Source organism: Pseudomonas sp. OTU750018 (genome assembly GCF_011636575.1).
In the GTDB taxonomy this organism is placed as follows: Bacteria; Pseudomonadota; Gammaproteobacteria; order Pseudomonadales; family Pseudomonadaceae; genus Aquipseudomonas; species Aquipseudomonas peli.
Genome location: NZ_JAAPAU010000001.1, coordinates 23,375 through 36,044, shown reverse-complemented (window position 1 = coordinate 36,044; position 12,670 = coordinate 23,375). Strand labels below are relative to the sequence as shown.

General features: G+C 61.3%; 11 protein-coding genes. All 11 read left to right on the top strand.

All coding sequences use genetic code 11. The features are described 5' to 3' along the window. The first annotated feature begins 14 nt into the window (after positions 1–14). The 11 genes from HCI85_RS00170 to HCI85_RS00120 all read left to right on the top strand — a co-directional run bounded on the left by HCI85_RS00170 (position 15) and on the right by HCI85_RS00120 (position 12,661). Positions 15–908 carry a LysR family transcriptional regulator gene (locus tag HCI85_RS00170; RefSeq protein ID WP_167140918.1) on the top strand — a complete coding sequence of 298 codons (894 nt, stop codon included), beginning with the start codon at positions 15–17 and terminating at the stop codon, positions 906–908. 441 nt (positions 909–1,349) lie between these two features. After that, positions 1,350–1,607 carry a hypothetical protein gene (locus HCI85_RS00165; RefSeq protein WP_167140916.1) on the top strand — a complete coding sequence of 86 codons (258 nt, stop codon included), beginning with the start codon at positions 1,350–1,352 and terminating at the stop codon, positions 1,605–1,607. Continuing rightward, the gene (gene arcD / locus HCI85_RS00160) at positions 1,604–3,082 is read left to right on the top strand and encodes an arginine-ornithine antiporter (RefSeq protein ID WP_167140914.1); all 1,479 of its coding nucleotides are present in this window, start codon (positions 1,604–1,606) and stop codon (positions 3,080–3,082) included. The genes HCI85_RS00165 and arcD overlap by 4 nt, the downstream gene beginning before the upstream one ends. Before the next feature lie 48 nt (positions 3,083–3,130). Next, positions 3,131–4,351 (top strand): arginine deiminase, encoded by a 1,221-nt coding sequence (arcA, locus tag HCI85_RS00155; RefSeq protein WP_167140913.1) that lies wholly within the window; start codon positions 3,131–3,133, stop codon positions 4,349–4,351. A gap of 25 nt (positions 4,352–4,376) precedes the next feature. Next, the gene (argF, locus tag HCI85_RS00150; protein ID WP_167140910.1) at positions 4,377–5,375 is read left to right on the top strand and encodes an ornithine carbamoyltransferase; all 999 of its coding nucleotides are present in this window, start codon (positions 4,377–4,379) and stop codon (positions 5,373–5,375) included. Between the two features lie 19 nt (positions 5,376–5,394). Next, positions 5,395–6,372: a carbamate kinase gene (gene arcC / locus HCI85_RS00145; RefSeq protein ID WP_167140908.1), complete on the top strand. Its 978-nt coding sequence runs from the start codon at positions 5,395–5,397 to the stop codon at positions 6,370–6,372. Positions 6,373–6,424: 52 nt separating this feature from the next. Then, positions 6,425–7,372 (top strand): DnaJ C-terminal domain-containing protein, encoded by a 948-nt coding sequence (locus tag HCI85_RS00140; protein WP_167140906.1) that lies wholly within the window; start codon positions 6,425–6,427, stop codon positions 7,370–7,372. Continuing rightward, positions 7,372–7,674: a chaperone modulator CbpM gene (locus HCI85_RS00135; RefSeq protein ID WP_167140904.1), complete on the top strand. Its 303-nt coding sequence runs from the start codon at positions 7,372–7,374 to the stop codon at positions 7,672–7,674. The genes HCI85_RS00140 and HCI85_RS00135 overlap by 1 nt, the downstream gene beginning before the upstream one ends. 64 nt (positions 7,675–7,738) lie before the next feature. Then, positions 7,739–8,809: an HlyD family secretion protein gene (locus HCI85_RS00130; protein WP_167140902.1), complete on the top strand. Its 1,071-nt coding sequence runs from the start codon at positions 7,739–7,741 to the stop codon at positions 8,807–8,809. Then, positions 8,806–11,535 (top strand): ribosome-associated ATPase/putative transporter RbbA, encoded by a 2,730-nt coding sequence (gene rbbA, locus HCI85_RS00125; RefSeq protein WP_167140900.1) that lies wholly within the window; start codon positions 8,806–8,808, stop codon positions 11,533–11,535. The genes HCI85_RS00130 and rbbA overlap by 4 nt, the downstream gene beginning before the upstream one ends. 1 nt (position 11,536) lies before the next feature. After that, entirely contained in the window at positions 11,537–12,661 is a 1,125-nt protein-coding gene (locus HCI85_RS00120; protein WP_167140898.1) for an ABC transporter permease, read from the top strand. Positions 12,662–12,670 lie beyond the last annotated feature (9 nt).

Below are 12,670 nucleotides of genomic sequence, written 5' to 3'. Positions count from 1 at the left end.
CAGAGGATGGGCGCATGCCTCGACATAACTTCAACGATCTACAGGCCTTTGTGACAGTGGCTCGCGAAGGCAGCTTTACGCGCGCAGCAGCACACTTAGGCGTTACCCAGTCGGCAGTCAGTCAGGTGGTGTCCGGACTGGAGGCAAGGCTGCAGATCCGCCTCCTCACACGTACCACCCGCAGCGTTTCACTGACGGTGGCCGGTGAAAGACTGATGGAGGCCATCGGCCATCGTTTCGATGAGATCGAAGCCGAGCTGGATGCCCTGACCGAGCTGCGCGACAAGCCGGCAGGCACGGTGCGTATCACCTGTGGCGACAACATCATCAAGACGACCTTGCTGCCCAAGCTGATCCCCGTCCTGGCGGCCTATCCGGATATCAAGCTCGAATTCAATATCAACTATGGCTTCTGTGACATCGTGGCTGAGCGTTTCGATGCTGGTGTGCGCTTCGGCGCCACGGTGGCGCAGGACATGATTGCGCTGCCCATCGGCGGCGACCTGCGCATGGCCGCAGTGGCTGCACCCAGCTACTTTGCCGAGCACCCCATGCCCAGGCATCCGCACGATTTAGCGGCGCATCGGTGCATCGATATTCGCTTTCCTACCTACGGTGGGGTGGATGCCTGGGAGTTTGAGCGCAAAGGCAAAAAACTGAAGGTGAGGGTCGAAGGGCCGTTGGTATTCAACACGACGACCCATATCGCGGACGCCGCTGTCGGTGGTCTGGGAATTGCCTATCTACCCGAAGATGAGTTCGCTCCGCACCTTGAAGAGGGCCGGCTGATTCGTGTGCTGGAGGACTGGTGCGAGCCATTTTCCGGCTATCACCTTTACTATCCCAGTCGCAGACAACCCTCACCGGCCTTCGCTCTGGTGCTCGAAGCATTGCGAGTGACCAAGTAGAGCAACAGCGCTGGATCGACCCGGAGATTGGTTACCTCCGTTACCGCTTCTGACCCTGAGCGACGGCCGGGCTTCGTTCGTCGCTATGAATTGCATGGCTAACCCTCGGCCTGTTCCGCCATTAATACGACCACATTCTTTCTCTTTTTAACTGGCGTTACTAGCGAGTATCTAGCCATAGAAAAACGCTAGTCGTCTCGGTGCAATGCCGCATGGCGAAGGACATTGCTGAGCAGCAAGCCTCAACCAGAAGCTCTGCGTTGTGATTGCCTACACCCATACGCTGCAGTCAAACACCTAAATTCGGCCATCACACAGCACAGCAGTTATTGCGTGCGCTGTCGAACAGACGACGCTGGGGCGCGCGCGCAGACTGGGAGAAGTAAAAGCCAGCTCACGGCTGTACGCCATGGCTGGTAATCCTCTGCAAAGGTACTTGCTATGACCCAGCCTCTCTCCGACGTTTATCGCTACATCGTCAAGGAACTCGCACCCAGCGCGCACAAACCCGACGAACCCGCGCTCAGTATCGTTTGCGAGCCCATTAGCGTATCTGGCGAGCCGAGTGCCAGCGGGAACATCACCCTGCATTTACAAGATGGCACCACCCCGGCTGAGGCACAGGCCATTGCCAGCAGCCTGCAGGCTAAGGTCAAAGCGCTGTGCCATGTGCACGCTAAAGTGGACGGGGCGATATGAACAGCCCCCATACGTTGCCTGTAGCAGCGTTAACAGCTTCTGAAACAACCACCAAGGCAACCACTCAAGTTCCGCCAAAGCTGGGGCTGAGTCTGCTTGTGGCCCTGGTGGTCGGCTCAATCATCGGCAGCGGTATCTTCGGCCTGCCGCAGAACATGGCAGCCGGCGCGGGTGCTGGGGCCATTTTGATTGGCTGGACCATAACTGGTATCGGCATGTTGCTGTTGGTGCGGGTCTACCAGATGCTCTCGCTGCGCAAACCCGAACTCGACAACGGCGTTTACGCCTATGCCCGCGCGTTGTCGGGAGAGTACGTTGGCTTCAACTCCGCCTGGGGTTACTGGGTCAGCGCCTGGATCGGCAATGTCGGTTATCTGGTGGCGGCGTTCGGTGCGCTGGGCTTCTTCTTTCCGGTGTTCGGCAGTGGCAACTCGCCGGCCGCCATCGCGGGTGCTTCCATCGTGCTATGGGTCATCCACCTGTTGGTGCTGCGCGGTATTCAAGGCGCTGCGGTACTGAATGCGGTGGTCACGCTAGCCAAGATCGTGCCGCTGCTGCTGTTTATCGCGCTGGTAGCAATGGCCTTTAAGGTGGAAACCTTCAGCCTGAATTTCTGGGGCGATGCCAGCCTCGGCTCGGTACTTGATCAGGTCAAGAGCACCATGCTGGTAACGGTCTGGGTGTTTATCGGCATTGAAGGTGCCAGTGTGTATTCGGCTCGGGCGCGCAAGCGTGAAGACGTGGGCCGCGCCACGGTCATCGGCTTTCTGATCTGCCTGCTGCTATTGATGTCGGTATCGCTGCTGTCGCTTGGAGTATTCAGCCAGCCGACCCTGGCCGGCCTGAAAAACCCGTCGATGGCCGGCGTGCTGGAAAACGCTGTTGGCACCTGGGGCGCGGTGCTGATCTACGTCGGCCTGATTGTCTCGGTGGGCGGCGGCTTCCTGGCCTGGATGCTACTGGCGGCGGAATCCCTGTTCAGCCCTGCAGGCGGTGGTGTGATGCCGAAGTGGCTGGGGCAGACCAACGACAAGCATGTGCCAGCCAATGCGCTGTGGCTCACCAACGGCATGGTGCAGCTGTTTCTGATTCTGACGCTGTTCTCCAAGGCGTCTTATCTGGCGTTGATCTCGCTATCCAAGGCGATGATTCTGCTGCCCTACCTGTTCAGCGCGGCCTACGGCCTGTTGCTGGCCTGGCGCGGCGAGGGCGTCAAAGCAGCCATCCAGCGTGCTGATGTGCCCATCGCTGCGTTGGCCACGGCCTACTGCGTATGGCTGCTGTACGCCGCCGGCTTCAAGTATCTGCTGCTGAGCGCCCTGCTTTATGTACCGGGCGTGGTGCTCTATGCCTGGGCCAAGCGCCAGCGTCAGGAACGCATGTTTACCCCTTGGGAGTGGGCGATTCTGGCCGCTCTGGTGGTGCTGGCCGGTGTAGCGGCGACGCTGCTGATCATGGGCCGACTCGGGCTGTAAGCGCTCTGCATTTTGCATCTGCGCATTTGTGAACAGGAATTCAATGTCATGACGACCCAAGGTTTGCACTCTGAAATTGGCCGCCTGCGCCGTGTACTGGTGTGCCGCCCAGGGCTGGCGCAGCAGCGCCTGACGCCGGCCAATTGCCGCGATTTATTGTTCGACGACGTGCTCTGGGTAGAGCAGGCGCGCAATGATCACGATGCCTTCACCAATGCCATGCTCAGCCGCGATGTTGAGGTTCTGGAACTGCATGACCTGCTGGCTACCAGCATGGCCAACCCAGAGGCCCGCACCTGGCTGTTGGACCGCAAGCTCGCCCAGGGCACTGTCGATAGCGAGTTGGCCCAGCAACTAAGACCCTGGCTAGAAGCACTGCCACCCATGCGCCTGGCTGAACACCTGATCGGCGGGTTGGCGCGTGCCGAGTTGCCGTTTGAACCAGAAGGGCTGCTGGCCCGCTATGCCACGGCGCACGACTTCCTTCTGCCGCCGCTGCCCAACACTTTATTCAGCCGCGACAGTAGCTGCTGGATCGGTGATGGCGTGGTGCTGTGCCCCATGTACTGGCCGGCTCGGCGTCAGGAAACGCTGCTGACTGCCGCGGTCTATCGCTTCCATCCGCTGTTCGCTGGCAAGACGAAAATCTGGTGGGGCGACCCCGATGTCGATCATGGCGGTGCGACCCTGGAAGGCGGCGATGTGATGTCGCTGGGCAATGGCGTGGTGCTGATCGGCATGGGCGAGCGGACCTCACCGCAAGCCGTCAGCCAACTGGCCCGAGCCTTGTTTGCCCAGGGCGCAGCCACCCACGTGTTGGCCGCGCAGATTCCCAAGTCGCGCGGTGCGATGCACCTGGACACGGTATTCACCTTCTGCGACGTGGACCTGGTGACCTGCTTCCCTGAAATGGTCGACGCGATCCGCGTGCACAGCCTGCGCCCCGGCGAGCGCGAAGGCAGCTTGGACGTGCGCAGCGAAAGCCAACCCTTCCTCGAGGGCGTGGCCGCAGCACTGGGCCTGGCCAAGCTGCGTTCGGTGGCCACCGGCGGCGATGCCTGGCAGTCCGAGCGCGAACAGTGGGACGACGGCAACAACCTGCTGGCGCTGGCTCCGGGCGTGGTCATGGGCTACGCCCGCAATACCCACACCAACACGCTGTTGCGCAAAGCTGGTGTTGAGGTGATCACCATTCCCGGCTCGGAGTTGGGCCGCGGTCGCGGTGGTAGCCATTGCATGAGTTGCCCGATTGAGCGTGACGTGCTTTGACCTCTATCCCCTATGAGAGCAGCCCATGAGCTTTAACCTGCACAACCGTAGCCTGCTGGCGTTAAAGGATTTCGCCCCCGATGAGGTGCGCTACCTGCTCGACCTGGCCGCCGAACTCAAACGCTCGAAAGCCGTGGGCAACGAACAGCCGCGCCTTACGGGTAAAAACATCGTGCTGATTTTCGAGAAACCTTCGACGCGCACCCGCTGCGCCTTCGAAGTGTCGGTGCACGACCAAGGCGGGCACGTGACCTATCTGGATGCCGGCAGCTCGCAGCTGGGCCACAAGGAATCGCTGAAGGACACCGCCCGCGTTTTGGGGCGCTACTACGACGGCATCGAGTACCGCGGCTTTCACCAGAGCGTGGTTGAGGAGCTGGCGCTTTACGCCAAGGTGCCGGTGTGGAACGGCCTGACCGATGAGATGCACCCCACACAGATCCTCGCCGACTTGCTGACCATGCAGGAGTTTGGCGAAAAGCCACTGCACGAATTGAGCTTCTGCTACCTGGGCGACGCCAGTTTCAACATGGGCAGTTCGCTGCTGGTGGGCGGCACGCAAATGGGTATGGATGTGCGCATCTGCTCGCCTGCCGACCTGCAACCGCCCGCCGAACTGGTGGCGCAGATGCGCGAGCTGGCCAGCCGCACCGGGGCACGCATCACCCTGGAAAGCGACCCGTTGAAGGCCGTGGTTGGCGCAGATTTTCTCTACACCGACGTGTGGGTCTCGATGGGCCAGGACGACGCGGTTTGGCAGCAGCGCATCGACAAACTGATGCCTTATCAGGTGACCACGGCGCTAATGCAGGCTACTGGCAAGCCACGTTGCAAGTTCATGCACTGCCTGCCCGCCTTCCACAATCTGGAAACCGAGGTGGGCCGCGAGGTGCACGAAAAATATGGCCTGAGCGAGATTGAAGTCACCGACGAAGTGTTCGAGTCCGACGCCTCCATCGTCTTCACCCAGGCCGAGAACCGTATGCACACCATTAAAGCCGTGCTGGTAGCGACCCTCGGATGACGCTGCCAGGAGTCCACTCATGAAAGTCGTCGTCGCCCTGGGCGGTAATGCCTTGCTGCGACGTGATCAGCCGCCCACAGCGGAAAACCAGTTAGCCAACATTCGCCGTGCCGCTGCGCAACTGGCGCGTGTGGCCGCCAACCACGACCTGGTGCTGACCCATGGCAACGGCCCGCAGGTGGGGTTATTGGCCCTGCAAGCGGCGGCCTACATTGACGTGGAAGCCTACCCGCTGGACGTGCTCGGCGCGCAGACCGACGGCATGATCGGCTACCTGCTTGAGCAGGAGCTGGCCAACTTGTTGCCTGCTACGCGGGCGATCACCACGCTGATCACCCGGGTGGAAGTGGATCTGCAGGACCCGGCCTTTGGCCACCCAAGTAAACCCATCGGGCCGGTCTACACCCAGGCCGAATCCTTACGTGTCGCTGCTGCACGGGGCTGGAGCATGGCGGCGGACGGTGCTTTGTTCCGCCGCGTGGTGGCCTCGCCTCAGCCGCTGCGCGTGCTCGGCATACAGGCGATCCGCTGGTTGTTGGAGCGGGGCGCGCTGGTGATTGCGGCCGGCGGCGGGGGTATCCCGGTGGCGCGCAAGGGGGAGGGCAACGTTCTGCATGGCGTGGAGGCGGTGATCGATAAAGACCTGTGCAGCAGCCTGCTGGCGCGTGAGTTACATGCCGATGTGCTGGTGATTGCCACCGATGTGGCGGCGATCTACCTCGACTGGGGCAAACCCACGCAACGCGCCCTCGGCAAGGTCACGCCACAACAACTGAGTGAGCACTCGTTCGCCGCAGGCTCCATGGGCCCCAAGGTCGCCGCCGCGCAGGCCTTCGTCCTGGCTACCGGTCAGCGTGCGGTAATCGGTTCGCTGGAACAGATCGAAGAGATGCTCGCCGGCACCGCCGGTACTCAGGTCTGTCCGGCGGTAGCGGACATGGCCCCAGAGCCGGCAATGCCAACTCTCTTGATATCTGACAAAACCTCTCGCACCTGAGCAGCGTTTACTGCTGCAAGCAACGTGTCGGTAGACGACCCAAGGTGGCTCGATGGACTTCAAGGACTACTACAAGGTGCTCGGGCTTGAGCCGGGAGCAGACGACAAAGCCGTGAAAACGGCTTACCGCAAACTGGCGCGCAAATACCACCCCGATGTCAGCAAGGAAGCCGACGCAGAAAATAAATTCAAGGATGTCGCCGAAGCCTATGAGGTGCTGAAAAGCGCGGAAAAACGCGCCGAGTACGATGAACTGCGCAAATACGCCGAGCAAGGCCGCCCCTTCGAACCGCCACCGGGCTGGCAACCGCAAGGCCATGCGAGCTTTTCCGAAGGGAGCCGCGCGGGCAGTGAGTATTCCGAGTTTTTCGAGTCGCTGTTTGGTGGCGCTGGCCGTTTCCAGGACGCCGGCCGCACTCGCGCGCGCAGAGGCCAGGACGTTGAAATGGCGCTGCCGCTGCTGCTGGAAGAAACCCTAAGCGATGACACCAAGACCATTGCCTTCCAGCTTCCGCAATACAGCGCTGACGGTCAGCCTCTGCCGGCGATCAGCAAGACCTTGAATGTGAGAATCCCGCCTGGGGTCGGCAATGGCGAACGCATTCGCCTCAAAGGGCAGGGCGCGCCGGGGGCAGGTGGCGGCGCACATGGCGATTTGTATTTGCTCATTCACTTTGTGCCTCACCCTCTGTTCGACGTAGAGGGGCACAACCTGGTCCTCACCGTGCCATTGGCGCCTTGGGAGGCCGTGCTGGGCAGCCAAGTTACGCTGCCGACACTGAGCGGCAAAATCAACCTGCGCATACCCGCTAACACCCAAGCAGGGCAACGGCTGCGGATTAAAGGCAAGGGGCTGCGCAACAAAGCCGGCGAGCCGGGTGACCTGTATACGCTGTTCAAGATCGTCATCCCGGCTCAAACCGACGAGCCCGTGCGTGCGCTATGGGCACAGCTGGCCGAGCAAGCCGCCTTCAATCCGCGCGCGCAGTGGAGCCAGTGATGAGTAGCCAGACCCTGCAATTAGATATTCACGAGTTCTGCCTGTGCGCTGAGCTGCCGCAGGCGGTGCTGCTGGAGATTGTCGAGCACGGCATCGTCGAACCCTGTGGTGCTACACCGGCGCAATGGCGGTTTAGCGGCCATGCACTGTCCGTCGCCAAGCGGGCGTTGCGCTTACAGGTTGAACTGCAACTTGAATGGGCGGGTGTGGCCCTGGCGTTGCAGTTGCTTGATGAAGTTGAGCACCTGCGCGCCGAAAACAGCCACCTGCGGCGCCGCTTGAGCCGCTTCGAGCAGCAGTAGCCCGCGCGGTGTGACGCCGAGTACCGCTGTAGCCAATTCCTTTGTTTAGAGACTCAAGGTCATTATGTCAGTCAGTCGAAAATGGATCTTTCCTGCCGCCAGCGTTGCCGTCGTGGCCATTATCGCGGGCCTGCTCTGGTACACACTGCACCCCGAGGGCCTGGGGGATGGCTTCGCCAGCGGTAACGGGCGGATTGAAGCCACCGACGTTGACGCGGCCAGCAAGCTACCGGGGCGCATCGCCAGTATCGAGGTTGATGAGGGCGAGTTCGTCGAGGCCGGGCAAGTGATTGCGCGTATGGACACCCAGGTGCTCCAGGCGCAAGTGCTGCAAGCCCAGGCGCAAATGCGCCAAGCCCAGAACAGCAAACTGACGGCCAGTGCCCAGGTTCGCCTGCGCGAGAGTGAGAAAGTCACCGCGCAGGCCATCGTGCGCCAGCGCCAGGCGGAAGTGTCTGCCGCGCAAAAGCGCCACGCCCGCAGCGCGATTCTGGTCAAACGCAATGCCATGGCGCAGCAGCAACTGGATGACGACCTTGCCCGGTTGCAAAGCACCCAAGCTGCTCTGGCGGCCGCACAGTCCCAGGTTATTTCGGCTGAGGCGGGCATTGCCGCCGCACAGTCCCAGGTGATTGAGGCGCAGTCTGCAGTAGAGGCAACCCAAGCCAGCGTCGAGCGCTTACAGATCGATATCGAGGACAGTCAGCTTAAGGCCCCGCGCGCAGGGCGTGTGCAGTACCGCATCGCCGAGCCGGGTGAGGTAATCGGCGCGGGCGGCAAGGTGCTTAACCTGGTCGACCTGAGCGATGTCTACATGACCTTTTTCTTGCCGGAGCAGCAGGCTGGCCGGGTGGCGCTGGGGGCCGAAGTTCGCCTGGTGATTGATGCCGTACCGCAGTATGTCATTCCGGCCGAGGTCAGCTATGTGGCCAGCGTCGCCCAGTTCACCCCGAAAACTGTGGAAACCGCCAGCGAGCGCGAAAAGCTGATGTTTCGGGTTAAAGCGCGGATTGATCCAGAACTGTTGCAGCGCCACCTCACCCAAGTGAAAACCGGCGTACCCGGCGTCGCTTATCTGCGCCTCGACTCACAGGCCGAGTGGCCTGCAAAACTGGCGATCAAGGTTCCGCAGTGAGCGCGCCTGCAGCGCCAGTCGCGCGGCTGCAAGATGTCAGCCTGCAGTACGGCAAAACCTGCGCCCTCAAGGCCGTCAGCCTGGAAATTCCCGCGCAGTGCATGGTTGGCTTGATCGGCCCGGATGGTGTTGGCAAATCCAGCCTGCTGGCGCTGATTGCCGGCGCACGCAAAATCCAGAGCGGGCAGATCGAGGTGCTCGGCGGCGATATGGCCAGTCGCGATCACCGCAGGCGGGTGTGCCCACATATCGCCTATATGCCTCAGGGGCTGGGCAAAAACCTCTATCCGACGCTCTCGGTGATCGAGAACCTGGACTTCTTTGCCCGCCTGTTTGGCCAGGCCGAAGCCGAACGTAAATCCCGTATTGCCGAACTGCTGCGCAGTACGGGCCTCAGCGAGTTTGGTGAGCGGCCGGCGGGCAAACTGTCCGGCGGCATGAAGCAAAAACTTGGGCTGTGTTGCGCGCTGATCCACGACCCTGACTTGCTGATCCTCGACGAGCCCACAACCGGCGTCGACCCGCTGTCGCGTAACCAGTTCTGGGAATTGATCGAGCGTATTCGCCGGCAGCGCCCGCAGATGAGTGTGCTGGTAGCCACTGCGTACATGGAGGAGGCCGAGCGCTTCGACCATTTGCTGGCCATCGATGACGGCGCCGTATTGGCCACCGGCAGCCCGGCCGAGCTGCTGCAACGCACGCAATGCTCAAGTCTGGAAGAGGCGTTTATCGCCCTGATGCCGGAAGCCAAACGCCAGGGCCATAAGCAACTGGTGATCCCGCCACGCCCGGCTGGCGAACAGGAAATTGCCATCGAGGCGCGCGATCTGAGCATGCGCTTCGGCGATTTTGTCGCGGTTGACCACGTCGACTTCCGTATCGAACGCGGGGAAATCTTCGGCTTTCTTGGCTCCAATGGTTGCGGCAAAACCACCACCATGAAGATGCTCACCGGCTTGTTGCCCGCCAGCGAAGGACAAGCTCTGCTGTTCGGTCAGGTGGTCAATGCCAGCGACATGGCCACGCGCAAGCGGGTCGGCTATATGTCGCAGTCATTCTCGCTGTATGCCGAACTGAGTGTGCGGCAGAACCTGGTGCTGCACGCCCAGCTGTTTCATGTGCCGGCCACGGAGATAGCAGGGCGGGTGACTGCCATGGCTGAGCGTTTCAGCCTTGGCGACGTTATGGAGCAGCTACCCGAGCGCCTGCCGCTGGGTATTCGCCAGCGTCTTTCACTGGCTGTAGCGGTTATCCATAAGCCCGAAATTCTGATTCTTGATGAGCCGACGTCAGGCGTCGATCCCATTGCCCGTGATGTGTTCTGGCAGATGATGCTCGACCTGTCGCGTAATGACGGCGTGACGATATTTATCTCCACCCACTTTATGAACGAAGCCCTGCGTTGCGACCGCATCTCCTTGATGCACGCTGGCAAGGTGCTAGACAGCGACACGCCCAAGGCCCTGATGGCCAAGCGTGGCCTGCCAACCCTGGAGGCGACTTTTATCGCCTATCTGCAGGATGCCGTCGGCGAAAAAGCACAACAGCCCGCACCAGAAGCGGCGGCTCCAGCAGCGCAGACCAATACGCTGAAACGCAAGCGCTTCAGCCTGCTGCGTCTGTTCAGCTATACCCGCCGGGAAGCCCTGGAACTGCGCCGCGACCCGATTCGCGGCAGCATGGCGTTGCTTGGTAGTCTGCTGCTGCTGTTTATCATCGGCTATGGCATCAGCCTGGACGTTGAGAACCTGACTTATGCGGTGCTCGACCGGGACCAGACCACCACCAGCCAGGCCTACGCGCTCAACCTGGCTGGCTCGCGGTACTTCATCGAGCAAGCGCCGCTGCGCGACTACGATGAACTGGACCGGCGCATGCGCAGTGGCGAGATCAGCCTGGCGGTGGAAATCCCGCCCAACTTCGGCCGTGACCTCAAGAGGGGAGGCGTACCGCAGATCGGCATGTGGCTCGACGGCGCCATGCCAATGCGCGCCGAAACCATCAAAGGCTATGTGATGGGCCTGCATGCCGGCTACTTGCAGGAGCTGGCCCGCAAGGACGGTGCGTCAACCCGTAGCAGCCTGCCGACCCTGGAAGTGCGCTACCGCTACAACCCGGATGTGGAAAGCCTGAATGCCATGGTGCCGGCGGTGATTCCGCTGCTGCTGATGCTGATTCCGGCAATGCTTACCGCACTTGGCGTGGTGCGTGAGAAGGAGTTGGGCTCGATCATCAACCTGTATGTCACGCCGGTCACTCGTCTGGAGTTTCTGCTCGGCAAGCAACTGCCTTACATCGCCCTGGGTATGCTCAATTTCGTTCTGCTGGTGATAGCGGCGGTGTGGGTATTCGATGTCCCGCTCAAGGGCAGCCTGCTGGCCTTGCTAACCGGTGGCCTGCTGTACATCAGCTGCGCCACGGCCATGGGCTTGCTGATGTCGACCTTTACTCGCAGCCAGATTGCTGCGGTATTCGGCACGGCCATCGTCACCCTGATTCCGGCCATCCAGTTCTCCGGGTTGATCTACCCGGTGGCATCACTCGAAGGCTTTGGCGCGCTGGTTGGCCAGGTGTATCCCACCTCGCACTTTCTCATCATCAGCCGTGGGGTGTTCTCCAAAGCGCTGGGTTTCACTGAGCTGTACAGCTATTTCATGGCGTTGCTGATTACCATCCCCGTCCTGCTGGCACTGTGCACCAGCCTACTGAAAAAGCAGGAGGCCTGAGATGGAACAGCTGGCGAATATCTACCACCTGGGGCTCAAGGAACTGCGCAGCCTGCAACGTGACCCTGCGCTGCTCTTGCTGATTATCTGGGCCTTTACCCTGGGCATCATCACGGCCGCCACCAGCATGCCGGAGAGCCTGCACAACGCCTCGATTGCAGTGGTCGACGAAGACCGCTCACCGCTCTCGGCCCGCTTGATTGATGCTTTCCAGCCGCCGTTTTTTCGTACGCCGCAACGTATCGAACTGAGCGAAATGGATCACGGCATGGACTCCGGGCAGTACACCTTCACCCTCAATATCCCACCGGGTTTCCAGCGCGATGTACTTGCCGGGCATAGCCCCGCGATCCAGCTCAACGTCGATGCCACACAGGTAAGCATGGCCTTCACCGGTGCGGGCTATATCCAAATGATCGGTGCCGAGGAAGTCAGCGCGTTCTTGCGCAACTACCGTGCCGATCTGCCGCAGCAGGCCGCATTGGCCGTGCGCGTCGCGTTTAACCCAAACCTGACGCGCAGCTGGTTCGGCTCGGTGATGGAGGTGATCAACCAGATCACAATGCTGTCGATCATTCTCACGGGCGCGGCACTGATTCGCGAACGCGAACACGGCACCATCGAACACCTGCTGGTGATGCCGGTGACGCCACCCGAGATCATGCTGGCCAAGGTCTGGTCGATGGGCTTGGTGGTGCTGCTGGCCACTGCGTTGTCGCTGCTGCTGGTGGTGCAAGGCTGGCTGCACGTGCCGATTGCCGGCTCGCTGCCGCTGTTCTTGTGCGGCGCGCTGCTGCACCTGTTCGCGACCACCTCAATGGGCATTTTCTTCGGCACCATCGCGCGTTCGATGCCGCAATTGGGCCTGTTGATCATTCTGGTGCTGATCCCTCTGCAGATCCTTTCCGGCGGCACCACACCGCGCGAGAGCATGCCCGAGCTGGTGCAGCAGATCATGCTGGTGGCGCCCACCACCCACTTCGTCGATTTGGCCCAGGCGATTCTCTATCGCGGCGCCGGGTTTTCGACTGTTTGGCCGCAGTTCCTGGCAATCATTGCCATCGGCGCGCTGTTCTTTGCCGGCGCGCTGCTGCGCTTTCGCAAGACGCTGGCACAGATGTCCTGAGGGTGGCGC

Bases quoted from the DNA above. Each gene is read 5' to 3' on its own strand.
- HCI85_RS00170 (WP_167140918.1), top strand. From the start codon at position 15: ATGCCTCGACATAACTTCAACGATCTACAGGCCTTTGTGACAGTGGCT.
- HCI85_RS00165 (WP_167140916.1), top strand. From the start codon at position 1,350: ATGACCCAGCCTCTCTCCGACGTTTATCGCTACATCGTCAAGGAACTC.
- arcD (WP_167140914.1), top strand. From the start codon at position 1,604: ATGAACAGCCCCCATACGTTGCCTGTAGCAGCGTTAACAGCTTCTGAA.
- arcA (WP_167140913.1), top strand. From the start codon at position 3,131: ATGACGACCCAAGGTTTGCACTCTGAAATTGGCCGCCTGCGCCGTGTA.
- argF (WP_167140910.1), top strand. From the start codon at position 4,377: ATGAGCTTTAACCTGCACAACCGTAGCCTGCTGGCGTTAAAGGATTTC.
- arcC (WP_167140908.1), top strand. From the start codon at position 5,395: ATGAAAGTCGTCGTCGCCCTGGGCGGTAATGCCTTGCTGCGACGTGAT.
- HCI85_RS00140 (WP_167140906.1), top strand. From the start codon at position 6,425: ATGGACTTCAAGGACTACTACAAGGTGCTCGGGCTTGAGCCGGGAGCA.
- HCI85_RS00135 (WP_167140904.1), top strand. From the start codon at position 7,372: ATGAGTAGCCAGACCCTGCAATTAGATATTCACGAGTTCTGCCTGTGC.
- HCI85_RS00130 (WP_167140902.1), top strand. From the start codon at position 7,739: ATGTCAGTCAGTCGAAAATGGATCTTTCCTGCCGCCAGCGTTGCCGTC.
- HCI85_RS00120 (WP_167140898.1), top strand. From the start codon at position 11,537: ATGGAACAGCTGGCGAATATCTACCACCTGGGGCTCAAGGAACTGCGC.